General features: G+C 67.7%; 20 protein-coding genes and 1 pseudogene. 13 read left to right on the plus strand and 8 right to left on the minus strand.

The features are described 5' to 3' along the window. Positions 1 to 92: 92 nt before the first annotated feature. Both ACJMKX_RS00700 and ACJMKX_RS00705 read left to right on the plus strand, forming a co-directional pair. Positions 93 to 905 carry a class I SAM-dependent methyltransferase gene (locus ACJMKX_RS00700; RefSeq protein WP_405220007.1) on the plus strand — a complete coding sequence of 271 codons (813 nt, stop codon included), beginning with the start codon at positions 93 to 95 and terminating at the stop codon, positions 903 to 905. Between the two features lie 147 nt (positions 906 to 1,052). After that, positions 1,053 to 1,955, plus strand: coding sequence for an adenylate/guanylate cyclase domain-containing protein (locus ACJMKX_RS00705; RefSeq protein ID WP_405220009.1), 903 nt, complete (start codon positions 1,053 to 1,055; stop codon positions 1,953 to 1,955). Between the two features lie 24 nt (positions 1,956 to 1,979). Here the strand turns inward: ACJMKX_RS00705 and ACJMKX_RS00710 are convergent, their stop codons facing one another. Beyond that, positions 1,980 to 3,803: a phosphoenolpyruvate carboxykinase (GTP) gene (locus ACJMKX_RS00710; protein ID WP_405220011.1), complete on the minus strand. Its 1,824-nt coding sequence runs from the start codon at positions 3,801 to 3,803 to the stop codon at positions 1,980 to 1,982. Between the two features lie 103 nt (positions 3,804 to 3,906). Continuing rightward, the gene (locus tag ACJMKX_RS00715) at positions 3,907 to 4,488 is read right to left on the minus strand and encodes a phasin family protein (RefSeq protein WP_405220013.1); all 582 of its coding nucleotides are present in this window, start codon (positions 4,486 to 4,488) and stop codon (positions 3,907 to 3,909) included. Positions 4,489 to 4,807: 319 nt separating this feature from the next. Between ACJMKX_RS00715 and ACJMKX_RS00720 the strand changes: the two genes are divergently transcribed. From ACJMKX_RS00720 to ACJMKX_RS00745, 6 genes are all read left to right on the plus strand, one after another. Next, entirely contained in the window at positions 4,808 to 6,739 is a 1,932-nt protein-coding gene (locus tag ACJMKX_RS00720) for an ATP-dependent DNA helicase (RefSeq protein WP_405220014.1), read from the plus strand. Then, positions 6,736 to 7,392 (plus strand): tRNA (adenosine(37)-N6)-threonylcarbamoyltransferase complex dimerization subunit type 1 TsaB, encoded by a 657-nt coding sequence (tsaB, locus tag ACJMKX_RS00725; RefSeq protein ID WP_405220016.1) that lies wholly within the window; start codon positions 6,736 to 6,738, stop codon positions 7,390 to 7,392. The genes ACJMKX_RS00720 and tsaB overlap by 4 nt, the downstream gene beginning before the upstream one ends. Positions 7,393 to 7,439: 47 nt before the next feature. Further along, on the plus strand, positions 7,440 to 8,135 hold the full coding sequence (gene phoB, locus ACJMKX_RS00730; RefSeq protein ID WP_405220018.1) for a phosphate regulon transcriptional regulator PhoB: 696 nt from the start codon (positions 7,440 to 7,442) through the stop codon (positions 8,133 to 8,135). Next, a complete protein-coding gene (gene phoR / locus ACJMKX_RS00735; RefSeq protein ID WP_405220020.1) occupies positions 8,135 to 9,475 on the plus strand; it encodes a phosphate regulon sensor histidine kinase PhoR in 1,341 nt (446 codons plus the stop codon). Before phoB ends, phoR begins: the two co-directional genes overlap by 1 nt. A gap of 208 nt (positions 9,476 to 9,683) precedes the next feature. Then, positions 9,684 to 10,397, plus strand: a complete 714-nt coding sequence (gene phoU / locus ACJMKX_RS00740; RefSeq protein WP_405220022.1) for a phosphate signaling complex protein PhoU — start codon at positions 9,684 to 9,686, stop codon at positions 10,395 to 10,397. A gap of 40 nt (positions 10,398 to 10,437) precedes the next feature. After that, a complete protein-coding gene (locus tag ACJMKX_RS00745) occupies positions 10,438 to 10,938 on the plus strand; it encodes a disulfide bond formation protein B (RefSeq protein WP_405220024.1) in 501 nt (166 codons plus the stop codon). 4 nt (positions 10,939 to 10,942) lie between these two features. Here the strand turns inward: ACJMKX_RS00745 and dapE are convergent, their stop codons facing one another. Then, positions 10,943 to 12,115 (minus strand): succinyl-diaminopimelate desuccinylase, encoded by a 1,173-nt coding sequence (gene dapE, locus ACJMKX_RS00750; RefSeq protein WP_405220026.1) that lies wholly within the window; start codon positions 12,113 to 12,115, stop codon positions 10,943 to 10,945. A gap of 183 nt (positions 12,116 to 12,298) precedes the next feature. Here dapE and ACJMKX_RS00755 point away from each other — a divergent pair, with 183 nt between their 5' ends. The 4 genes from ACJMKX_RS00755 to pstB all read left to right on the plus strand — a co-directional run bounded on the left by ACJMKX_RS00755 (position 12,299) and on the right by pstB (position 17,098). Next, positions 12,299 to 13,345 (plus strand): substrate-binding domain-containing protein, encoded by a 1,047-nt coding sequence (locus tag ACJMKX_RS00755; protein ID WP_405220027.1) that lies wholly within the window; start codon positions 12,299 to 12,301, stop codon positions 13,343 to 13,345. Positions 13,346 to 13,443: 98 nt separating this feature from the next. Continuing rightward, the gene (pstC, locus tag ACJMKX_RS00760) at positions 13,444 to 14,832 is read left to right on the plus strand and encodes a phosphate ABC transporter permease subunit PstC (RefSeq protein WP_405220029.1); all 1,389 of its coding nucleotides are present in this window, start codon (positions 13,444 to 13,446) and stop codon (positions 14,830 to 14,832) included. Then, on the plus strand, positions 14,829 to 16,118 hold the full coding sequence (pstA, locus tag ACJMKX_RS00765) for a phosphate ABC transporter permease PstA (RefSeq protein WP_405220031.1): 1,290 nt from the start codon (positions 14,829 to 14,831) through the stop codon (positions 16,116 to 16,118). Before pstC ends, pstA begins: the two co-directional genes overlap by 4 nt. A gap of 113 nt (positions 16,119 to 16,231) precedes the next feature. Continuing rightward, positions 16,232 to 17,098: a phosphate ABC transporter ATP-binding protein PstB gene (pstB, locus tag ACJMKX_RS00770; protein ID WP_405220033.1), complete on the plus strand. Its 867-nt coding sequence runs from the start codon at positions 16,232 to 16,234 to the stop codon at positions 17,096 to 17,098. A gap of 21 nt (positions 17,099 to 17,119) precedes the next feature. On the opposite strand, the gene ACJMKX_RS00775 is transcribed toward pstB, so the two are convergent. From ACJMKX_RS00775 to map, 5 genes are read right to left on the minus strand one after another with little or no spacing between them, the layout of a single operon-like run. Then, positions 17,120 to 17,479: an arsenate reductase gene (locus ACJMKX_RS00775; RefSeq protein WP_405220035.1), complete on the minus strand. Its 360-nt coding sequence runs from the start codon at positions 17,477 to 17,479 to the stop codon at positions 17,120 to 17,122. Positions 17,480 to 17,509: 30 nt separating this feature from the next. Continuing rightward, positions 17,510 to 18,328: a 2,3,4,5-tetrahydropyridine-2,6-dicarboxylate N-succinyltransferase gene (dapD, locus tag ACJMKX_RS00780; protein WP_405220037.1), complete on the minus strand. Its 819-nt coding sequence runs from the start codon at positions 18,326 to 18,328 to the stop codon at positions 17,510 to 17,512. A 2-nt stretch (positions 18,329 to 18,330) separates the two neighbouring features. Next, complete coding sequence (dapC, locus tag ACJMKX_RS00785) at positions 18,331 to 19,548, minus strand: succinyldiaminopimelate transaminase (protein WP_405220039.1); 1,218 nt, start codon at positions 19,546 to 19,548, stop codon at positions 18,331 to 18,333. Between the two features lie 2 nt (positions 19,549 to 19,550). Continuing rightward, the gene (glnD, locus tag ACJMKX_RS00790) at positions 19,551 to 22,223 is read right to left on the minus strand and encodes a [protein-PII] uridylyltransferase (protein ID WP_405220041.1); all 2,673 of its coding nucleotides are present in this window, start codon (positions 22,221 to 22,223) and stop codon (positions 19,551 to 19,553) included. 11 nt (positions 22,224 to 22,234) lie between these two features. Continuing rightward, positions 22,235 to 23,020, minus strand: a complete 786-nt coding sequence (gene map, locus ACJMKX_RS00795; RefSeq protein WP_405220042.1) for a type I methionyl aminopeptidase — start codon at positions 23,018 to 23,020, stop codon at positions 22,235 to 22,237. Positions 23,021 to 23,258: 238 nt separating this feature from the next. Here map and rpsB point away from each other — a divergent pair. Beyond that, a pseudogene (gene rpsB / locus ACJMKX_RS00800) lies at positions 23,259 to 24,110 on the plus strand (30S ribosomal protein S2); the annotation flags it as partial. Between the last annotated feature and the right edge of the window lie 243 nt (positions 24,111 to 24,353).

The raw sequence follows: 24,353 nt of genomic DNA on the forward strand, positions 1-24,353 counted from the left end.
GGCAGTACGCATAGCCGCCCACGGCCCCAGCCTATACAATTCAGCGGCGGCAGGACCGCGTCCGCTCCTGATAAGAAAGGTACAGACAGCCCATGGGCAAGCCACAGCGCAAGCAGACAATGGCCGAGCTCGCCGACCGGCACGAGCTCTACGAGGAATCCGTCCAGGATGTCGAGGTGGAGGTGGACTTCCTCCTCGATACTTTCGGCGAACTCCGCGGGCGCACGCCGCAGATCTTCCGCGAGGACTTCTGCGGCACGGCCAGCGCCTGCTGCGAGTGGGTGCGGCGGGGCAGCGACCGGCGCGCGGTCGGGGTGGACCTGGATCCCGAGGTGCTCGACTGGGGGCGCCAGAACCGGCTCTCCCGCCTGACGCACGACGAGCGCGACCGGGTCACCCTGATCGAGGACAACGTGCTCGCCGCCAACACGGGGATCGTCGACCTGATCGGCGCGTTCAACTTCAGCTACTTCATCTTCGATACCCGGGACGAGATGCGGCGCTACTTCGAGCGCTGCCGGGAGTGCCTGGCGGACGACGGCATCCTGTTCCTGGACGCCTTCGGCGGCTCCGAGACCATGGATGTGGTGAAGGAGGAGACGGAACACGACGACTTCACCTACGTGTGGCATCAGGCCGATTACCACCCGGTGACCGGCTACATGAAGTGTCACATCCACTTCAAGTTCCCGGACGGCTCGAAGATGAAGAAGGCTTTCAGCTACGAGTGGCGTCTGTGGACGCTGCCCGAGATCCGCGAGCTGCTGCTGGAGGCCGGCTTCAGCAAAGCCACCGTCTACTGGGAGGGCGAGGATGAGGACGGCGAGGGTAACGGGGAGTTCACGCCGGAGTCCGAGGGCGAACCCGATCCGGCCTGGATCGTCTACATCGTCGCCGAGAAGTAGGGCGGGGGATTCCCGGTGCCGGTGGATTGGCCGCGCGGATTAGACATAATGGGTGTCGGTCGGCGCCCGGGTCTGCGTATAATCGAACGGGAAACCGGGTAAGGTTCCTCGCGTATCCCGCCGGCAGCAAAGGCTTTCGGACATCGAATGACCACAGACGCTGAAGTCGCAATACTCTTCGCCGACGTCGTCGGCAGCACCCAGCTCTACGAAACGCTGGGCGACGACCGCGCCCGCGAGACGGTGGCCGAGTGCCTGGAGATCATGAAAGCCGCCACCGAGGAGACCGGTGGCACGGTCATCAAGACCATGGGCGACGAGGTGATGGCCACCTTCCCCACGGCCAACGCCGCCATCGGCGCGGCCGCGGTCATGCAGAAGCGCATCAGCGACAACGAGGAGCTGATCGGCGAAGGCCACAAGGTCTCCATCCGCATCGGCTGTCATTTCGGCCCCGTGGTGCAGGAGAACCGGGATATCTTCGGCTCGGCGGTGCACACGGCGAATCGCATGACCTCCCAGGCGAAGGCGCGCCAGATCATCACCACCGACACGATGGTGCAGCAGCTGGACGAGGAGTGGCAGGCGCTGGTCCGCCAGATCGACATCGCCACCGTGAAGGGCAAGCGCGACGAGGTGGCACTCTACGAGGTGCTGTGGCAGCCCGAAGAGGCCACCAGCATGCTGCCCACGATCGGTTTCGAGGAGCAGGGCGCCGACAAGCCGGCGAAGCTCGTTCTGTCCTATAACGGCACGGAGGTGGAAATGGACGCGAAGCGCACGAGCATCTCCATGGGCCGCGCCGACGAGAACGACCTGGTGGTGAAGGGCAATCTGATCTCGCGCATCCACGCCCGGGTGGAGAAGCGCCGGCACCGTTATTTCCTGGTCGACGAGAGCACCAACGGCACCTTCATCCAGACCATGCAGGGCGAGGAGATCTTCGTCCGCCGCGACTCCGCCGAACTGGCCGGCGAGGGCATCATCGGCCTGGGACGGGTCGCCAAGCCGGGCAGCCCGCTGGCCATCCACTACATGCTGGTGCGCTGAGTCCGGCGGCGCCGCCGGCGCCGCTCAGGAAGCCTTCGCCAGCTTCTCCATCACGGCACCGTGTTCGGCCAGCAGACGCTCCGGAGCGCGTTCGCCGAACGAGCGAAGATACTCGCCGACCGCTTCCATCTCTGCCTGCCATTGTGCCGGGTCGACGGTGAGGAGTGCCTCCATGACGTCCGGGTCGATGTCGAGGCCTTCCGTGTCGATGTCGCCTTTCTTCGGCAGCAGCCCCACCGGCGTCTCGACGGCATCGGCCCGGTCCTCGCAACGATCGATGATCCAGCGCAGCACCCGCAGGTTCTCGCCGAAGCCCGGCCACAGGAAGCGGCCGTCGCCGTCGCGGCGGAACCAGTTCACGTGGAAGATGCGGGGCAGTTCGAGCGGCCGGTCGGCCAGCGACAGCCAGTGCGCCCAGTAGTCGGCGAAGTTGTAGCCGCAGAACGGCTTCATGGCCATCGGGTCCCGGCGCACGACGCCCACCTTGCCGGTGGCCGCGGCGGTGGTCTCCGATGCCACGCTGGCGCCCACCAGCACGCCATGGGTCCAGTCCTTCGCCTCGTAGACCAGCGGCGCCAGTTCCCGGCGGCGGCCGCCGAAGACGATGGCCGAGATCGGAACGCCTTCCGGCGCCTCGGCGAGTGAGGAATAGCTCGGGTTCTGTTGAGCCGACACCGTGAACCGGGAATTCGGGTGTGCCGCGGGGCCGTGCTCCGGATCGTAGTCGCGGCCGCGCCAGTCGACGGCGGGCTCGCCCTGCTTTTTCTCCTCCCACCACGGCTCGTTGTCGGCCGTCACTGCGACGTTGGTATAGATGGTGTCGCTGTGGATCATGTCGTAGGCGTTCTTGTTGGTCCTGGCGTTCGTGCCCGGCACCACGCCGAAGTAGCCCGCCTCCGGGTTGATGGCCCGCAGCCGGCCGTCCTCGTCCGGGTGCAGCCAGGCGATGTCGTCGCCCAGGGTCCAGATCTTCCAGCCCGGCTGCGAGGCGGGCGGGATCAGCATGGCCAGGTTGGTCTTGCCGCAGGCCGACGGGAAGGCGCAGGCCAGGTAGTGCACCTCGCCGTCCGGGCTCTCGACGCCGACGATGAGCATGTGCTCGGCCAGCCAGCCCTCCTGGCGCGCCTGCCAGCTGGCGATGCGCAGCGCATGGCACTTTTTGCCGAGCAGCGCGTTGCCGCCGTAACCGGAGCCGATGCTGCGGATGGCGAGCTCTTCCGGGAAGTGCATGATGTAGCGGTTGTCCGGGTCCAGGTCGCCGGTGGAGTGCATGCCTTTGACGAAGGTGCCGTCGCGCTCGATCCGCGCGAGCGCCGCGTCGCCCATGCGGGTCATGAGTTTCATGTTGGCGACCACGTAGGGGCTGTCGGTGATCTCCACGCCGCAGCGCGCGTAGGGCGAGTCCACGGGTCCCATGCAGTAGGGGATGACATACATCGTGCGGCCCTGCATGCAGCCGTCGAACAGTGCGTCGAGCTTCTCGTGCGCCTCGGCCGGATCCATCCAGTTGTTGTTGGGGCCGGCATCGGCCTCGTGGCGGGTGCAGACGAAGGTGAGGTGTTCGACCCGCGCGACGTCCGAGGGGTCGGAGCGGTGCAGGTAGCAGTTGGGGTAGGAGTCCTGGTTCAGTTCCACGAGATCGCCGGACTCCAGCATCTTCTGGACGAAATTCTCGTACTCGCTATCGCTGCCGGTACACCAGTAGATGTCGTCCGGCCGGGTCAGACGGGCCACCTCGTCGACCCAGTCACTGAGGCTCTTCAACGTCGTGCTCATCGTGCTCTCTTGCGCTGGCGGCTGGGGGGAATCCCGGAGTCCTTTCCCGGAGAGGGCCGGTATTATACCCACGCGACCGCGGAGTGCATTCCCTCTGCGGAACTCCGCCCGCAGAAACAAAAACGCCGCCGGATCGGGCGATCCGGCGGCGTAAGAGACTTATGTCAGACGGGGCTCACGCGGCGGCTGCCGAGCTCGTGCCTCCCGTCTCGACCTTGCGTGCCTTCTTGGCAACCTTGGTTGCCGTCCGGCGGGTCTTCTTGGCGGCTTTCTTCTTGGTCTTGGCCGCTTTTTTCTTGGCCGTCTTCTTGGCGGGCTTCACTGCCTTCTGGCGGAAGTCCGTCACGGTGCTCTTCACGACCTCGCCCACGTCCTCGGCGGCGTCGCCGAAGATGGTCACGGTGCCGCGCACGTTATCGACGACGCGCGACGTGGTGGCCGGGATGAGGTTGGCCTGGGTCTTGACCAGCGCGCCCAGGCTCTCGGCACGGGCAGCGGCCTTCAGGCGGGCACCGGCGGCGTCCAGCGTAGACTCGACCGTCTTCGTCTGGTGCTTGACCAGCTTCTCGGTCGTCTTGTGAGAGATGTTGGCCAGACGCAGGGTCATGTCGGAGATCCGACGGACCGGGGTCTTGCCCTTCGTGACCCAGTCACCGGCGCGCTCGACGCCGTCCTGAGCTGCGGAAATCACGGACTCGACGCGACCACGGGCGTCTTCCGCGGCGCGATTGAAAATGTTCTCGACACTGATGTTCATTGGGCACCTCCTCGGTTGCTGCGCTGCATCATTGTTGCATTGCACAATAAGCCATGTCAGCGGGCTTGTCAAGCACCTGCAAAGCCTGAAATGCAGACTTCACAGTCCGTTTTTTCGGGTTCGTAACTTATTGAAAGAGATGTGAATAATTCAGCTGTAAAACGGCCTGCGCCGGGGCCGGCGCCGGGGCGCCTTGCGCGACGGCCGGCAGCCGCACGGGATGCGCAGGCACGGCCCGGTCCGACGGCCGATTTGTGGCCCCTCCGGCCGCGAAGCGGGCAGTGCAGGCTGCGCGCGGCAGCGAGTATAGTCTGCGCCCATGCAGAGCTTCCGTGATCTTTTCGGGGACGAGAGTCCGCTCGCCGGGACGGTGCCGGGTTTCCGACCGCGCGCCGCCCAGGCCATGATGGCGGAGGCGGTCGCCGATGCGCTGGCGGCGAAGGAACCACTGGTGGTCGAGGCCGGTACCGGCATCGGCAAGACCTTCGCCTACCTCATCCCGACACTGGGCAGCGGCCGCCGCACGATCATCTCCACCGGCACCCGGGCGCTGCAGGATCAGCTGTTCCATCGGGATCTGCCCACGGTGACCCGGGCCATCGGCCAGCCGCTGTCGACGGCTCTGCTGAAGGGTCGGGCCAATTATCTCTGCCTGCATCGGCTGGATCAGGCGGCGGGCACGCCCGCGGCCGCGCGCTTCCCGCGTGAACTGGCCGTGCTCGAGCGCTGGAAGCACGAGACTCGCAGCGGCGACCGCCGCGAGGTGGTGGAGATAGAGGAGGGGTCGGGTGTGTGGCCGCTGGTGACCTCCACCGCCGAGAACTGCCTCGGCCAGAAGTGCCCGTTCTTCGACGACTGCTTCGTGGTACATGCCCGCCGGGCGGCCCAGAAGGCAGACGTGGTGGTGGTGAACCATCACCTGTTGCTCGCGGATCTGGCCATGAAGGAGGAGGGCTTCGTGGATTTCCTGCCGGGTGCCGAAGCGCTCGTCCTGGACGAGGCCCACCAGATCCCGGATCTGGCCACCCGTTTCTTCGGCATCATGGCGGGTACCCGCCAGGTGCAGAACCTGCTGGACGACGCCGCTGCGTTCACCTTCGCGCTGGGCGGGTCGGAGCTGCGCCAGGCGATCGGTGCGGTGGCGGATGCGGTGCGGGGCCTGGTGGCCGCGGCACCGCGGGAAGCCGGGCGCTACGAGCTGGGCGGCCAGCGCGGCGCGCTGGCAGGGCCTCTCGGCACGCTGCGGGTACGGCTCTCCGAACTGCACGAGGCGCTGCAGGACGTGGCGGGCGAATCGGCGGAAGTGGAGGCCGTGGCGGAGCAGCTCTACGACCTGCACGCGCGCCTCACGACCGCCACCGACGAGGACGAGGAGGCCGGCCTGTACTGGTTCGACGTCAGCCGCCGCTCGCTGCGTTTCCACCTGACGCCGCTGGACGTCGCCGGCCGGCTGCGGGCGCTGATCGACATGAGCGAGGCGCCGTGGGTATTCACATCGGCCACCCTGGCGGTGGGTGAAGACTTCAGCCACTTCCTTGGCCGGATGGGCCTGGACGACGCGCGCACGCTGCAGTTCCCCAGTCCCTACCGGCTCGCGGAGCGCGCGCGTATCTACCTGCCGCGGGGTCTGCCACAGCCGTCGGCCCGGGGCTACACCGAGGCCGCCATGGAGGCGGCCGCCCCGCTGCTGGAGATGACTGCCGGCGGCCTGTTCTTCCTGTTCACGAGTTATCGCGCGCTCGGCATCGCGGCCGACTGGTGGCGGGAGCGCCGCGAGCGTCTGGGCGGCCGCGAGCTGCTGGTACAGGGCGAGGCGCCGCGGGCGGACCTGCTGGAGCGCTTCCGGGCGGCGGGCAACGCGGTGCTGCTCGGCACCGGCACTTTCTGGGAAGGGGTCGACGTGCGCGGCACGGCGCTCACAGGCGTGGTGATCGACAAGCTGCCGTTCACCTCGCCGGGCGACCCGCTGCTGATGGCCCGCACGGAGTTCATCCGCCGTCAGGGCGGCAACCCGTTCATGGAGCATCAGCTGCCGGAGGCGGTGCTGACGATGAAGCAGGGGGTGGGGCGGTTGATCCGCGACCATGACGACTACGGCGCGATTGTCTTGTGCGATCCGCGCATCGGCACGCGGCGCTACGGCCCCGTCTTCCTGCAGGCGCTCGCCCCGATGGCGACCGTGACCGAGGCGGAGGCCCTGGCGGAGTTCTATGCCCGCCACGAGACGACGGGCGAGGCGGCGGTCTCGTGAAGATACTCGCCCTCGAGACCTCGGCCGATGCCTGTTCGGCCGCCCTGTGGGTCGACGGCGAGGTGACGGGCGTCTACGAGGAGCAGCCCCGCCGGCATGTGGAGCTGATCCTGCCCATGGTGCGCGGCCTCCTCGCGGAGGCGGGTCTGCGCATGGCGGCACTGGACGGCATCGCTTTCGGCGCGGGGCCGGGTTCGTTCACCGGGGTGCGCATCGCCGTGTCCGCGGCGCAGGGCTTCGGCCTCGCGGCCGGGCTGCCGCTGGTGGCGGTCTCCTCGCTGGCCGCACTGGCGTCCCGCGCGCTGGCCGCAGAGGCGCGCCGGGTGTACGTCACCCAGGACGCGCGCATGGGCGAGGTCTATGCCGGCGCCTGGGAGACTGGCGCGGAGGGTCTGCGCACGCTGGTCGCCGATCGGCTGACGGCGCCGGACGGCGTACGGCCTGCGCCGGGAGACTGGTGGCTGGCGGGCGGCGGCTGGGAGCGCTATCCGGAGATGGTGCCCGCCGGCGGCGTGGATACGGGTCTGCGTTTTCCCCGCGCCCAGGAAGTGGCGGCGCTGGCCGCGTCCCGTTTCGCTGCCGGCGACACGCTGGCGCCCCGGGACGCCGTGCCCACGTACCTGCGCCGCAGCGTGGCGCAGCAGGCGCCGTAACCGGACTGTAATGTAGAATTGCTGTAATCGCGCTCCATGGAGCCGATATGACGACAGTGCGCCGTATACTGGTAGTCGAAGACGAAGCCCCCATTCGGGAGATGATCGCGTTTCATCTGTCGCGGGCCGGCTTCGAGGTGGACGAGGCCGCCGACTGCCGCCAGGCGCGCGAGCTTCTGGCCGACCATCGGCCGGATCTGGCCATTATCGACTGGATGCTGCCGGACATGAGTGGACTCGAGCTGACGCGCTCGCTGAAACGGGACTCCACCTTCGAGGACCTGGCCGTCATCATGCTGACGGCCCGGGCGGAGGAGCAGGACAAGGTGAGCGGGCTGGAAGGCGGCGCCGACGACTACATCACCAAGCCGTTCTCCTCCCGCGAGCTCATCGCGCGCATCAATGCGGTGCTGCGCCGTTCCGGCGTCTCGGGTGACGAGATCGTTAGCGTCGGCGAACTCGAGCTGGACGTGGCCGGGCACCGGGTGAGCGTCGGCGGCGCGGAGATCCAGCTCGGCCCCACGGAATACCGGCTGCTGAAATTCCTGATGACCCATCCGGAGCGGGTGTACAGTCGCGGCCAGCTGCTGGACCGGGTCTGGGGCGCGAATGTCTATGTCGAGGAGCGTACCGTGGACGTGCACATCCGCAGGCTGCGCAAGGCGTTGTCGGCCCGTAACGCCGAACACTACATCCAGACCGTGCGCGGGGCCGGCTACCGATTCTCGTCGCGGGAAGGCTGATGCCCTCGGCCTGGACCAATGCGCTGCTCAAGGCCGCCGCCGTCATCGGGCTCGGCACCCTCGTCGGCTGGTTGTACGGTTACGCCATGCCCGGTGCCCTCATCGGCGCGCTGGCCGTGATCGCGGTCCACCTCAACATGCTGTTCCGCCTGGAGCGCTCGCTCCGCACCCGCAGCCGTATCCAGGTGCCGGATGGCACGGGCATCTGGCCCCAGGTGCTCGCCCGCATCGATTACCTGAAGCAGCGCGCCAAGAAGCACAAGCGCCGCCACCACCGCACGCTCAAGGAGATCCGCGCCTCCACCAACGCCATGCCCGACGGCGGCATCGTGCTTAACGAGGACTCGGAGATCACCCGCTACAACTCGGCCGCGGAGCATCTGGTCGGCCTGCGGCCGCGGCGCGACCGGGGCCAGCGTGTGGACAATCTGATACGGCATCCGGCCTTCGTGAGCTACCTGCGCAGCGGCGACTACTCGGACTCGGTGACCATCCCGTCACCGCTGCGCGACGACGGATGGCTCACCTGCCGCATCGTGCCCTACGGCGAGGGACAGCGGTTGCTGCTGGTACGCGACGTTACGGAGCAGGCACGGCTCGCGCGCATGCGCCGGGACTTCGTGGCGAACGCCTCGCACGAGCTGCGTTCGCCGCTCACCGTGATCGGCGGCTACCTGGAGGCCATGTCCGAGGACACGGAGATGCCATCCTCCTGGCAGCGGCCGGTCGCGGAGATGCAGCGCCAGGCCGCCCGGATGAAGGAGATACTGGATTCGCTGCTGGAGCTTTCACGGCTCGAGTCGGGCAGCGAGGCCCGCACGGATACGCGCGTGGACGTCGCGGCGCTCTTGACCGAGGCCGTGGCCGAGCTGGATCGCCCGGACGGCGGCCCGGCCGTGGCGCTGCGGCTCGAGTCACGGGCGCAGCTGTACGGCAATCCGGTGGAGATCCGCTCGATCATCACCAATCTCCTGTCCAATGCCGTGCGTTACACGCCGGCGGATGGCAGCGTGACGCTGAGCTGGCAGTCCGACGGCGACAGCGCCGCACTCACGGTGGAGGATACCGGCGTCGGCATTGCGGAGCAGGACATCCCGAGGCTGACCGAACGCTTCTTCCGGGTGAACCGGGGCCGCAGCCGCGAGGACGGCGGCGTGGGCCTCGGCCTCGCCATCGTCAAGCACGCCCTCGGGCGCCACGACGCCACCCTGGAGGTGGAGAGCCGGCCGGGCGAGGGCAGCCGCTTCGTCTGCCGGTTTCCCGGCGCCCGGCTGGTGCGTGCCGAGGCGGTCCCGATCCCGCGGGGAACGGCGGGGGGCGATCGCTCGGCGACGGGCTGATCGATCGCCGGCGGGACGGCGGCGAGCGAATTTCGATGTATGGCAATGTATGCACAATGCATTGCCATTGTATGAGTAAAGTAATTACAAAATATCGCCAGGAGCATGGCAGAACTGGTACACTCTGCGACGTGGCCGAGTCACGGCTGCAGACGTGGAAACGTCTCTGCCATGGTTCATGGTGCCGGCTCGAGAGAGGACGAAACGCATGCAGACGACGGATCTGACCCATCACATATCCCGCCGCTTCAACAAGGACCTGGAGGCGTTGCGCAACAACGTCCTGTCCATGGGGGGGCTGGTGGAGTCGCAGCTCGAGCGCGCGGTGGAGGCCGTGGTCAGCGGTGACAGCGAACTGGGGCTGCAGGTGGCCTATGACGACTACAAGGTCAATCATCTCGAGGTGAGCATCGACGAGGAATGCAGCCGCATCCTCGCCACCCGCGCGCCGACCGCGAGCGATCTGCGCCTGATCGTCGCCATCATCAAGACCATCACGGACCTCGAGCGCATCGGCGACGAGGCCGAGAAGATCGGCTTCCTGGCCTCCAAGCTCGCCGAGATGGACCGCCCGGCCGGCTCCTACCGGGAACTGAAGAACATGGGCGGTCAGGTGAGCCGGATGGTGCGCCAGGCCATGGACGCCTTCGCCCGGCTGGACGTGCAGGCCTCGCTGGCGGTGGTGAAGGACGACGAGATGGTGGACGAGGAATACGAGACCATCCAGCGCCAGTGCATCACCTTCATGATGGAAGACCCGCGCAGCATCAAGCGGGTAATGAACGTCACCTGGGCGGCCCGTGCGCTGGAGCGCATCGGCGATCACGCCAAGAATATCGGCGAGTACGTGATCTACATGGTCCATGGCAAGGATATCCGGCACACGGATATCGACGCCCTGGACGAGCAGCAGCCCGCCTGACCGCCGCTCCGCTCCCGCCAGCATGACCGTCTCGGATTTCATGACGCGCCGCTATGCCAATCTCGCGGGCCTGCTCGCCTGCGTGGCGATGATGGGATTCGCCCTGTATTCGGAGTACGTGCTGTTGCTGGAGCCTTGTCCGCTGTGTGTCTTCCAGCGGGTGGCCACGATCGGGCTCGGGGCGGTCTTCCTGCTCGCCTTCCTGCACAATCCCGCGGGCTGGGGCGCCCGGGTCTACGGTGTGCTGGTCTTCGCCGCCGCCGCCGCCGGCGCCGGCATCGCCGGGCGCCACGTCTGGGTGCAGAATCTGCCCGCCGACGAGGTGCCTGCCTGCGGCGCCGGGCTGGATTACCTGATGAACACGGTGCCCCTGACCGAGGTGATCCGCGAGGTCCTCTCCGGCTCCGGGGAATGCGCGGAGCTGAAATGGTCGTTCCTGGGGCTCAGCATGCCGGCCTGGGTGCTGATCTGCCTGACCATCCTCGGCCTGTTCGGCCTCATCGCGAATCTCAGGCTGCCCGCGCGCCGCGGCGCCGGCTGAGGGCTCAGCCGGCCAGCAGACGCTCCAGGACGCGCTCATAGACCGCCGCCAGGCGGACGATGTCCTCCACCCGCACGTGCTCGTCGATCTTGTGGATCGAGGCATTCACCGGACCCAGTTCCACCACCTGCGCCCCCGCCGGCGAGATGAAGCGCCCGTCCGAGGTGCCGCCGCCGGTCGAGAGTTCCGGCGCGACGCCCAGCTCGTCACGCACGGCGGCGGTGACGGCGTCGGTCAGGGCGCCTTCCTCGGTCAGGAAAGGCTTGCCCGACAGATGCCAGCGGAGCTCGTAGTCCAGGCCGTGGCGGTCCAGTATCGACTCCACGTGGGCCGCCAGGCTCTCGTGGGTCCATTCGGTGGAGTAGCGGAAGTTGAAGCGCGCATTCAGCTCGCCGGGAGTCACATTCGGGGCGCCGATGCCGGCCTGCACGTTCACCACCTGGAAACTGGTGGGCGGGAAGTGGTCGTTGCCGTCGTCCAGCGGCGTGGCGTAGAGTTCGGCCAGCGCCGGGGCGAAACGCTGGATCGGATTGTCCGCCAGCTGAGGGTAGGCCACGTGGCCCTGGATGCCGCGGACCTTCAAAATGCCGCTCAGTGAACCGCGTCGCCCGTTGCGCACGATGTCGCCGAGCGCCGCCTGGCTCGACGGCTCGCCCAGCACGCACCAGTCGATCTGTTCGCCGCGCTCCTGCAGCGTCTCGATCACCCGCTTCGTGCCGTCCCGTGCCGGTCCTTCCTCGTCGCTGGTGATGAGGAAGGCGATGGAGCCGCCGTGGTCCGGATGCGCCGCCAGGAAGCGTTCGGTCGCCACCAGCATGGCGGCCAGGCTCGACTTCATGTCGGCCGCTCCCCGGCCGTAGAGCAAGCCGCGGCGGAAGGTCGGTTCGAAGGGATCACTGGACCATGCATCCAGGTCGCCCGGCGGGACCACGTCGGTATGGCCGGCGAAGCAGAACACGGGTTCCGACTCGCCCCGGCGGGCCCAGAGATTGTCCGTGTCAGCGAAGCGCAGATGCTCTATCCTGAAACCCAGGGCGGCCAGGCGCTCGGCCATGAAAGGCTGACAGCCGGCGTCCTCGGGTGTCACCGACCGGCGGCGGATCAGTTCGCAGGCGAGGCGTACCGGTTCCTCTGCAGCGAACGCATTTTCGTCGTGAACGGCGGTGATATCGGACATCAAAAATATCTTATAACTAGTTGATAAAAATAATACTAATCTTGAACCGAGTTCCCGACAAAGAGAACCGCCTGCAATATTTCCGTAACATTGCAGGACTATCCTCTGCGTCCCCGAACATCGCCTGAACTGCGGGAGTAAATCGTGAGCAAGAGAAGCACAGCTCCGGGCCGAATCGCAACCATGGCCAGGATGGCAACCGTCGCCGGCATCGGAATCGGCCTGCTCGTGGCCGGCACCGCCATCGCCCAGAGCGGCCGCAGCTACATCTACGTCGTCGGTTCGTCGACGGTCTATCCGTTCACTACGGTGGTGGCCGAGCGGTTCGGCAAGACCACCCAGTTCCGCACGCCGAAGGTGGAGTCGACCGGCTCCGGCGGCGGCTTCAAGCTGTTTTGCGCCGGCGTGGGAGTGGACCACCCGGACGTCACCAACGCGTCGCGCCGGGTGAAGGCATCGGAGCTCGACATGTGCGCGGAGAACGGGGTCACCGACGTCGTCGAGGTCAAGATCGGCTACGACGGCATCGTGATGGCCAATGCCGTGGAGTCCGAGCAGTACCAGCTGAGCCGCCGCGATATCTTCCTGGCACTCGCCAAGGAGGTGCCCGATCCGGACGGTGGCGAAAAGCTGGTACCGAACCCTTATACGGTCTGGAACGAGGTGGACCCTAACCTGCCCGACACCGAGATCGAGGTGCTGGGCCCGCCGCCCACTTCGGGTACGCGCGACGCGTTCGTTGAACTCGCCATGGAGGGCGGCTGCCAGACCTTCGACTGGATCGCGGCCATCGAGGACGAGGACGAGACCCGCTACAAGACGATCTGCCACTCCATCCGCGAGGACGGTGTGTACGTGGAAGCGGGCGAGAACGACAACCTCATCGTCCAGAAGCTGGAGGCCAACCCGGATGCACTCGGCATCTTCGGCTTCAGCTTCCTGGATCAGAACATCGAGAAGGTGCACGGTTCGTTCATCGACGGCGTGGAACCGACCTTCGAGAAGATCGCCTCCGGCGACTACCCGGTGTCCCGGCCGCTGTACTCCTACGCCAAGGAGGCCCATGTCGGCGTGATCCCCGGTATGAGAGAATTCCTGCGCGAAATGACGAGCGAGCGCGCGTGGGGCGACGATGGCTATCTGTCCGAGCGCGGCCTTATCCCCATGCCGGAGCCGGAGCGCGCCAGGGTGCTGGCTGCCGTGGAATCGCTGACGCCGATCCGACTCTGAGCCGGCGTCGAAGCGGACGACAATAACGAGAGACGAGGGACGCACGGCGATCCGCCGGCCGCCGTGCGAGACCCACGCCACGATGGAAGGGTGACCGAATGCAGCCCGAGACACTGCTGCTGATCCTGCTGTTCCTCTGCGCTGCAGCCTACCGTCTCGGCCGCGGCCGTTCCCTGACCGCGGCGGGCGGCGACCGGCCGATGGCGCGCCTGCATTCGTTGCCGAGCTACTACGGGTATTTCACCGCCATCTGGTGCCTGTTGCCGGGGCTCGCCGTCATCCTGTTGTGGGTCACGCTGGAGCCCAGGGTGATCACCGCGCTGATGGTCGACCGGCTGCCCGAGTCGGTGCGCGACATGTCCGCCGGCGCGCTCGATCTCGCCGTCAACGACATCCGCAATCTGGCCGCCGGGGACGTGGTCAGCACCGAGGTCGACGCGGAGATGCGGGCGGCGGCTGATTTCTATCTGGAGACGCGGGCGAGGAGCCGGCTGCTGCTCACGATCTTCGTGCTGGCGGCGGCCGTGGCCGGGGCGACGCTGGCCTGGCGGCGCATCTCGCCCGGATTCCGCGCCCGCAATCACGTGGAGCGGGTGGTCCAGAGTGCCCTGCTCGCCGCATCGACCATCGCCGTCCTGACCACGGTCGGCATCGTCCTCTCGGTGCTGTTCGAGTCCATCCTGTTCTTCCGCAAGGTCCCGATCACGGAGTTCCTGTTCGGGCTGGAGTGGAGCCCGCAGACCGCCATCCGCGCCGACCAGGTGGGCTCCTCCGGTGCCTTCGGCGCCGTGCCTTTGTTCACCGGCACGCTGCTTATCACCGCCATCGCCATGTTCGTGTCCGTGCCCATCGGTCTCATGACGGCCATCTTCCTGACCGAATACGCGCGGTCGAGCTTCCGCTCCACAGCCAAGCCGTTGCTCGAGGTGCTCGCGGGCATCCCGACGGTGGTGTACGGCTTCTTCGCGGCACTGACCGTAGCGCCGCTGATACGCGAAGTCGGCACCGGCATCGGCCTGGACGTCGCCTCGGAGAGCGCGCTGGCCGCCGGCCTGGTCATGGGCATCATGATCATACCGCTGGTCTCGTCCCTGTCCGACGACGCCATCACGGCGGTGCCCCGGGCCATGCGCGACGGCTCGTTCGCCCTGGGCGCGACACGCTCCGAGACGGTGAAGCTGGTGATACTCCCGGCAGCGCTGCCCGGCATCGTGGGGGGCATCCTGCTGGCGGTCTCCCGGGCCATCGGCGAGACCATGATCGTGGTGATGGCCGCCGGTCTCGCCGCGAACCTCACCGGCAATCCCCTGGAGGCGGTGACCACCGTCACCGTGCAGATCGTGACCCTGCTGGTGGGCGACCAGGAATTCGACAGTGCCAAGACCCTGGCGGCCTTCGCCCTCGGCCTCGTGCTGTTCCTGGTGACGCTGGTGCTGAACGTGATCGGCCTCAGGGTCGTGCGCAAATACCGGGAGCAGTACGAATGAGCGACGGCAGGAAGACGGCAAGGCAGCTCATGGAGGCGGGGCTGCCCCGGCGCTACAGCCGCGAGCGCCGGTTCCGGGTGCTGGGCATGCTGGCTGTCTCCGTGGGGCTGACTTTCCTGGTGTTGTTCTTCGCCAGCATCGTCGCGAGCGGCTACAAGGCGTTCGCGCAGTCCGAGGTGGCGCTGGACGTCTACCTGGATCCGGCCCTGATCTCGCCCACCGGGGCGACGAACTCCGAGGCGCTGGCACTGGGCGACTATTCCGGTCTGGTGAGAGAGAGCCTGTATGACCTGTTCCCGGATGTGAGCGGCCGGCGCGACCGCCGCGCGCTCGCGCAGCTGGTCAGCGTGGGCGCCTCTTATCAGCTGCAGAATCTGGTGGCGGCCGACCCGAGCGTGATCGGCGAGTCCCGCCGCGTGTGGGTGCCGGCCAGTGCCGACGTGGACATGGTGGTCAAGGGCAGTATCGACCGCACGCTGCCGGAAGAGTCCCGGCCCGTAAAAGACCGGGAACTCGTCTGGATCGACCGGCTGACCGAGACCGGGCGCCTGCAGCTCAAGTTCAACACGGCGCTGTTCACGAACGGCGATTCCCGGGATCCGGAACTGGCCGGCATCCGCGGCGCCCTCATGGGCTCGTTCTACATGCTGCTGGTCACCGTGGCACTGGCGTTCCCGATCGGGGTGGCGGCGGCGGTCTATCTCGAGGAATTCGCGCCGCGCAACCGCTGGACCGACCTCATCGAGGTGAATATCAACAATCTGGCAGCCGTGCCCTCCATCGTGTTCGGGCTGCTCGGGCTAGCCGTGTTCATCAACTGGGCGTCGCTGCCGCGCTCCTCGCCGCTGGTCGGCGGGCTGGTGCTGTCGCTGATGACGCTGCCGGTGATCATCATCGCGGCGCGCGCCTCCATCAAGGCCGTGCCGCCGTCCATCAAGGAGGCCGCCCTCGGCGTGGGGGCATCGAAGATGCAGATGGTGTTCCAGCACGTGCTGCCGCTGGCGCTGCCGGGCATCCTCACGGGCACCATCATCGGCATGGCCCGCGCCCTCGGCGAGACGGCGCCGCTGCTCATGATCGGCATGGTGGCCTTCATCGTCGACATCCCCCAGGGGCCGCTGGACCCCTCGGCCGCGCTGCCGGTGCAGGTCTATCTGTGGGCCGACAGCCCCGAGCGCGCCTTCGTCGAGCGGACCTCCGCGGCGATCATCGTGCTGCTCGGATTCCTGCTGGTGATGAACCTCACCGCCGTATTGTTGCGGCGGCGTTTCGAGCGCAGCTTTTAGACGGTCCGCCGTTGAGGCGGGCAGGGAACTGTAAGAGAATGAAGCCGGAATTCAGAACCGACATCGACCCCAAGGCGGCCGCAGGCCGCGCTCAACAAGGACCGATCTCCCCAGTGGCTGACGATCAACTGACCCCGAGCGCTTCTGCGGCACCCGTCGTCGAGGAGCACCGCCGCGAGCAGGACGAGCGCGCCTACGATACCGTCGGGAACCCCCGTGCGAAGCGGCCGTTCCTCTGCACCGAGCACGTCGACGTCTATTACGACGACAATCACGCGATCATCGATGTCAGCCTTGAGATCGGCCAGAACGAGGTGATCGCGCTGATCGGTCCGTCCGGTTGCGGCAAGTCCACCTATCTGCGCTGCCTCAACCGCATGAACGACACCATCGAGTCGGCACGGGTCACGGGCAAGATCACACTGGACGGCAAGGACATCTACGATCGCAGCATGGACGTGGTGGCCCTGCGAGCGCGGGTGGGCATGGTGTTTCAGAAGCCCAACCCGTTCCCGAAGTCCATTTACGACAACGTCGCCTACGGGCCGCGCATCCATGGTCTGGCGGCGAACCGGGCGGAGCTGGACGAGATCGTGCACAACAGCCTCGAGCGCGCAGGTCTGCTGGCCGAGGTGAAGGATCGCCTGGACGAGCCGGGCACCGGCCTGTCGGGCGGTCAGCAGCAGCGGCTGTGCATCGCGCGCACCATCGCGGTCAGCCCGGAGGTGATCCTGATGGACGAGCCCTGCTCGGCGCTGGACCCGATCGCCACCGCCCGCATCGAGGATCTGATCGACGAGCTGCGCGAGAACTACGCCATCGTCATCGTCACCCACTCCATGCAGCAGGCGGCGCGGGTGTCACAGCGCACGGCGTACTTCCACCTGGGCAAGCTGATCGAGGTGGACGATACCGACCGGGTCTTCACCAACCCCCAGCACAAGCTCACCGAGGACTACATCACCGGCCGCTTCGGCTGAGCGGATCCGCCCGCGGCCGGTTCAGGTGCCGAATATGCGGCCGTAGGCCTCGGCGTCGAAACCCACCACCATCCGCTTGCGGCTCTCGATCACGGGCCGCTTGATCAGCGTCGGATTCTCCAGCATCAGCGCGAGCGCGCCCGCCCGGGTCAGATTCTGCCGGTCGAGTTCCGGTATGCGCCGCCAGGTCAGGCTGCGCTTGTTCAGCAGCGCCTCCCATTCGACCCGGTCCGCCCAGCGTTCCAGCATCTGGATGGTGACGCCGTCGTCGCGGACGTCGTGGAAGCGGTGTTCGATATCGTGCTCCCGCAGCCATTGCAGGGCCTTGCGGCAGCTGTCGCAGCTCTTCAGTCCGTAGATGTCGATGGTCGCCTCTCCCATGGCTCTGTCAGAATGGCCCGTCCGGATGGCCTAGTCCAGATTGCGCAGCAGCTCGTTCAGCCCGACCCTGGCCCTGGTCTTCTCGTCCACGCGTTTGACGATCACGGCGGCATACAGCGAATGGCTGCCGTCCTGCGCCGGCAGATTCCCGGGCACGACGACGCTGCCGGCCGGCACGCGGCCGTAGCTTATCTCGCCGGTCTCGCGGTCGTAAATGCGGGTGCTCTGGCCGATGTAGACGCCCATGGAGATCACCGCTCCGCGCTCCACGATGACGCCCTCGACGATCTCCGAGCGGGCGCCGACGAAGCAGTCGTCCTCGACGATGGTCGGCGCGGCCTGGAGCGGCTCCAGCACGCCGCCGATGCCGACGCCGCCGGACAGGTGCACGTTGGCGCCGATCTGGGCGCAGCTGCCGACGGTGGCCCAGGTGTCCACCATGCTGCCCGAGCCGATCCAGGCGCCGATGTTCACGTAGGAGGGCATGAGGACCACGTCGGGGGCCACGTAGGCGCCGCGGCGCACCTGGGCGTCCGGCACCACGCGCACGCCGTCGGCGCGGAAGCGCTCCAGGTCGTAGTCGGCGTATTTCAGACCCACCTTGTCGTAGTAGCGGGTGTGGCCGCCCTCGACCACCCGGTTGTCCGACAGGCGGAAGTACAGCAGCACCGCTTTCTTCAGCCAGTCGTTCACCACCCAGCCCTCCGGGCCGGGCTCGGCTACGCGGGCGCGGCCGCTGTCCAGCTCGGCGAGTGCGGTTTCGACGGCGTCGGCCACCGCCGTATCGCCGGGACGGATTTCGCCGCGGCGCTCCCACGCCCCCTCGATGGTGTCGCGGATATCGCTCATCGTCATTCCTCTTGCGTCGTTTCTGTTCGTCGGTGCTGCCGGGCGAGGGCGAACGCGCGGATGCGGCGGGCCGCTTCCACGCAGTCGCCAGGTGGCGCCACCAGCGACAGCCGCAGGCGTCCGGCCCCCGGATTCGCGCCGCCGGCCTCGCGCCCCAGGTAGGAGCCAGGCAGCGTCACCACGTTCGTGGCGGCGTAGAGTTCCCGCGCGTAGTGCTCGTCGTCGCCGTTGATGCCGACCCAGAGGTAGAACGAGGCCGCCGGCGCCTCCACGTCGAGGACGTCGGCGAGCAACGGGGTGACCTCCCGGAACTTGCGGGCGTAGAGGCGGCGGTTCGCCTCGACGTGGGCGTCGTCGGCCCAGGCCGCGACGCTGGCGCGCTGGGTGGGCACGGGCATCGCGCAGCCGTGATAGGTGCGGTAGCGGCGGTAGTCGGCCATGATCCCGGCGTCGCCGGCGACGAAGCCGGAGCGCAGGCCCGGGATATTGGAGCGCTTCGACAGGCTGTGGAAGGCGATGCAGCGGGCGTAGTCGTCGCGGCCCAGGTCGCGGCAGACCTCCAGCAGCGAGACCGGTGCCTCGTCCAGGTAGATGTCCGCATAGCACTCGTCGGCCGCGATCACGAAGTCGTGCCGGTCGGCCAGTTCGAGCAGTTCCCGGTAGAAGGCGGCGTCCAGCACCGCGCCGGTGGGATTGCCGGGCGAGCAGACGTATACCAGGGCCGTCCGCGCCCAGACCCGTTCGGGTACGTCCGCCAGGCGCGGACGGAAGCCGGTCTCCGGCAGGGTGGGGAGATACCAGGGCTCGGCGCCGGCGAGCAGCGCCGCGCCCTCGTAAATCTGATAGAACGGGTTCGGCATGGCCACGTAGCTGCCCGCGGCCGGGTCGACCACGGCCTGGGCGAAGGAGAACAGGCCCTCCCGGGTGCCGTTCACCGGCAGGATCGCCTTGCCCGGGTCCACCCGAACGCCGAAGCGCCGCGCGAGCCAGTCGGCACACGCCTCGCGCAACTCGTCGAGCCCCGGTGAGACCGGATAGACGCCGGCCCCCTGCGCCAGCGCCGCCTTCAGGGCCTCCAGGATGAAAGCGGGCGTCTCGTGGCTAGGCTCGCCGATGGACAGCGGTATGCGGCTGAGGCCGTCCGGCGGCTCGACCCCCGCGAGTAGCTCGGCAAGCTGCTCGAACGGGTAGGGGTGCAGGCGCCGGATGCGCGGGTTCACGGTCAGGCCGCCTCGCCGAGTCGCTGGTCGAGCGTGCGGCTGATTGCCTCGCGCACGGTGGCGTCCAGCGGCCGCTGGTCGTGCCCGGTGAGGTAGAACACGTCCTCGGCCCGCTCGCCGATGGTGAGGATCTTCGCCGCCTTGATCTCCACCCCGAGTTCGCGGAAGACCTTACCCACCGCCAGCAGCAGACCCGGCCGGTCGCCGGCCACCAGTTCCATGATGGTGCGCCCGCCGGCGGTGTCGTCGGCGAAGCTGATCTGGGTGGGCGTGCGGAACATGCGCACCTGCCGCGGCGCGCGGCGGGTGACGCGGGCATCCCAGTCGTCGCCCCGGCGCACCACCTGTGTCACCCGGGTCAGTATCTCCTCGAGGCGGTCGCCGTCCGGCGCCTGCTCGGCCTGCCCGACCTCCATGACGATGTAGGTATCCATGCTGTAGCCGTTGCGGGTGGGCGTGATACGGGCATCCAGAATGCTGAGTCCGAGCTCGTCAATCACCGCCGTCGCGTTGGCGAAAGTGTGGTAGCGCTGGGGCGTGTAGAGAAACAGCGCGATACCGCCGGTGTCCTCCAGCGCGCGCACGGCGATGAGCGGCTGGTCCAGCTCGTCCCGGTGTGCGGCCATGAACTCGGTCTGCCAGGCGATCTCGTCGGCGCCGTGGCGCAGGAAGTACTCCGGATTCTGCAGAGCCCAGACCCGGTCGGTGTCCGCGTCGGCGACGCCTGCGGCCGCCAGCGCCGCGCGGGCCTCGCGCTGGGTCTCGGCGATCAGCTCGTCCTTATCGATGGGGTTCTCCAGCCCGCGCCGCAGCGCCCGCTTGGTGAGCTCGTACAGATCCTCGAACAGGCTCCCCTTCCAGGAGTTCCACAGCTTCGGGTTGGTGCCGCGCACGTCTGCCACCGTCAGCACGTACAGGTAGTCGAGGTGGGTCTGGTCGCCCACCAGCGCGGCGAATTCGTTGATGACCGCCGGGTCGCTGATGTCCTTCTTCTGCGCGGTGGTGGACAGCGCCAGATGGTGGCGCACGAGCCAGGCGACCATGCGGGCCTCGTAGCGGGACAGGCCGTGTTCCAGGCAAAAGGCCTCGGCGTCGACCGCGCCCAGTTCGGAGTGGTCGCCGCCGCGGCCCTTGGCGATATCGTGGAACAGGCCGCCCAGGTAGGCGATCTCCGGCTTCTCCAGCGCCTGCATCACCGCGCTCGGATGCGGGTACTCGTGGTCGAACTGGTGCAACCGGAAGCGGCGCAGGTTGCTGACCACGAACAGGGTGTGGGCGTCCACGGTATAGGCGTGGAAGAGGTCGTACTGCATGCGCCCGACGATGCGCCCGAAGGACGGGATGTACAGCCCGAGGACGCCGTACAGGTTCATGCGCCGCAGCTCGTGGGTGACGCCCCGGGGCGCGCGCAGGATCTCCAGGAACAGCCGGTGGTTGCGCGGGCTCTGCCGGAACTCCTCGTCGATCAGGTGCAGGCTGCGCTTGATCAGCCCCACGGTCCAGGCGCTGACGCCCTTGATGTCGCTGTGCTTCTGCAGCAGCGTGAACAGTTCCAGCAGGGCGGAGGGGTCGCGCTCGAAGACCTCGTCGTTGGCGGTCTGCAGGAAGCCGTTCCGCACCTGGAAGCGCTCGTTCAGCGGCTCCGGCTCGGCGTCCGGGTCGAGCAGGATGGCCTCCTGGAAGAGCTGCAGCAGGATCTCGTTCAGGCGCGACAGCTCCATCACGGTACGGTAGTAGCGCTGCATCATCTGCTCGACTGCGAGCGTGTAGGAGGCGTCCTCGTAGCCCAGCATCTGCGCGAGTTTCACCTGGTGGTCGAAGAGGAGCCGGTCCTCGCGACGCCCGGTCAGCACGTGCAGGGCGAAGCGCACCTTCCACAGGAAGCTGCGGCCCTCGATGAGCCGGTCGAGCTGGCCCGGCGTGAGAAACCGGTGGTCGACCAGCTCCGCGAGGCGCTCGGCGCCGAAGTGGCGCTTCGCGATCCAGCCGATCATCTGGATGTCCCGCAGCCCGCCCGGGCTGCCCTTGACGTTCGGTTCCAGGTTGTAGGCGGTGTCGTGGTAGCGGTGGTGGCGCTCGATCTGCTCGTTGCGCTTGGCCTCGAAGAACTCGCGGGACGACCACATGCGGTCGGGTCCGATGCACTCGCGCATGACGTCGAAGTTCGCCGCCGGACCCGCGAGCAGCCGCGCCTCCATCAGCGTGGTCATGACCGTGACGTCGGCCCGGGCTTCCCGTTCGCAGTCGGCGACGGTGCGCACGCTGTGGCCGATCTCCAGGCCGACGTCCCAGAGCGCCGTCAGGAAGTCGCTGAGCCAGCCGGTCTCCTGTTCCCCGTCGGCCAGCAGGATCATGACGTCGATATCGGAGCAGGGATGCAGCTCGCCGCGGCCGTAACCGCCGACGGCCACCAGCGCGGCCGCCGGATTGTCGGCGTAGCAGTCCCAGAGGTGGCGCAGCAGGCGGTCGATGAGGGAGGCCCGGGCCACCACGAGCCGGTCCACGGCTTCGCCGGCGCGGAATCGCTCCACCAGGTTTTCGCCGGCCTCCGCGAGTCCGTCCCGCAGGGCCAGGGGCTCGACGTCAGGCCGGCAGTCGCCCAGATGCCGCTCCAGGACGGTGATGGCCGGGTCGGTGCCGCCTGTCTCCCGGATCCCGCCGGTCCCTGCGCTCACCCCGGCCTGCCTCAGCCGCCCGCGGCGGCGGCTTCGCGCTCCGCGGCCCCGAGGGTGAGTATCTCGTGCCCGGTCTCGGTGACCAGCACGGTGTGCTCCCACTGGGCGGACAGCGAATGGTCCTTGGTGACCACCGTCCAGCCGTCCGGGAGCAGTTTCACGTGGCGCTTGCCGGCATTCACCATGGGCTCGACGGTAATGCTCATGCCCGGCACGAGCTCCATCCCGGTGCCCGGCTTGCCGTAGTGCAGCACCTGGGGATCCTCGTGGAAGCCCAGGCCGATGCCGTGCCCGCAGTATTCGCGCACCACCGAGCAGCGCTGAGACTCGACGTATTTCTGGATGGCGTGGCCGATATCGCCGAGATGCTTGCCGGGCACCACCTGCGCGATGCCCCGCAGCATGCCTTCGCGGGCCACCGCGGCAACCCGCTCCGCCTGCACGGAGGGCTTGCCGACGTGGAACATGCGGCTGGTGTCGCCGTGGAACCCGTCCTTGATCACCGTGATGTCGATATTTAGGGCGTCACCCGACTTCAGCTGCCTGTCCCCCGGGATGCCGTGGCAGACGACGTGGTTCACGGAGGTGCAGATGGATTTCGGGAAGCCGCGGTAGTTCAGTGGCGCGGGCACGGCGTCCAGTTCCTCGACGATGTAGCGGTGGCAGATGGCGTCCAGCTCGCCCGTGGTCACTCCCGGGCGCACATGCTCGCCGATCATGTCGAGCACGGTGGCGGCCAGCCGGCCGGCCACGCGCATCTTCTCCTGCTCGTCGGGTGTCTTTATGGTCACATTCATGGCAAAGGGGCGCGCCGGATGAGCGCCGGGGTTACCGGGGGATCACGGGCGGGGCCGCTCTCCGTCGGGTTTCTCCGCCGCTGCGTTGTTGGACAAAGCGACCTATGGTATAAAGCGCGCGCCTGACAGGCAATCCGAAAACTTAATCCACACATGCACCGACACGGTCCGCCGGGTGCCCCGCCGAAAAAGGGGTTGCGGTCCGAGGGTGTATGGAGGCTCAACCCGAGGAGACGACATGACTGACGTGAACATGCGCCAGCTGCTGGAGGCTGGTGTGCATTTCGGGCATCAGACCCGTTACTGGAACCCGAAGATGGCCCCCTACATCTTCGGCGAACGCAACAAGATCCACATCATCAACCTGGAGCGCTCGCTGCCGATGCTGCGGGAGGCGACCGGCTACGTGAAAAATCTGGTGTCCGACGGCGGCACGGTTCTGTTCGTCGGCACCAAGCGCTCGGCGCGCGAGGCCGTCCGCAGCGAAGCCGAGCGTTGCGGCATGCCCTTCGTCAGCTACCGCTGGCTGGGCGGCATGCTCACCAACTTCAAGACCATCAAGGGCTCGATCAAGCGCCTCGGCGATATCGAGGCCATGAAGGAAGACGGCACGATCGAACAGCTCACCAAGAAAGAGGGCCTGACCATCGAGCGCGAGCGCGAGAAGCTCGAGCGCAGTCTCGGTGGCATCAAGAATATGAACTCCCTGCCGGATGCGCTGTTCGTGATCGACGTGATGCACGAGAACATCGCCGTGGCCGAGGCGCGCAAGCTGGGGATCCCGGTGGTGGCCGTCGTGGATACCAACTGCTCGCCCGACGAGATCGACCACATCATCCCGGGTAATGACGATGCCATGCGCGCGATCCAGCTCTACACGGCGGTGATCGCCGATGCGGTGCTGGACGGCAAGGCTTCTGCCCCCGAGGCGGTGCTGGGCGACGACGAATTCGTCGAGCTGGACGAGCAGGGTCGGCCGACGAAGGCCACACGCAAGAAGGCTCCCGCCAAGAAGAAGGCCAAGAAGAAGACGGCGAAGAAGAAAGCCGTGGCAAAGGCGGACGAGGCCGCCGAGGCGCCCGAGACGCCGGACGTGGCGGAGGCCCAGCAGTCGCAGCCGGCCGAAGAGCCCGCCCCCGGCGAGGAGCCGGAGCCGGAGGCGGAGGCGGCCGCGAAGGCCGTCGCCGACGAGCCGGGTACCGAGGCAGGAGCCGGCGCGCCGCAGCCCGAGGCTGCCGCCGAGGCGCCCGAGCCGGCCGGCGACGAAGCCGGGAGCGAAGCCGAGGAGCCGAAGAAGGAGGGCTGAGCCTTCCTGCGCGCCCGGGCCGCGGCC

It is taken from the genome of Lentisalinibacter sediminis (genome assembly GCF_040706615.1).
GTDB lineage: Bacteria > Pseudomonadota > Gammaproteobacteria > Steroidobacterales > Woeseiaceae > Lentisalinibacter > Lentisalinibacter sediminis.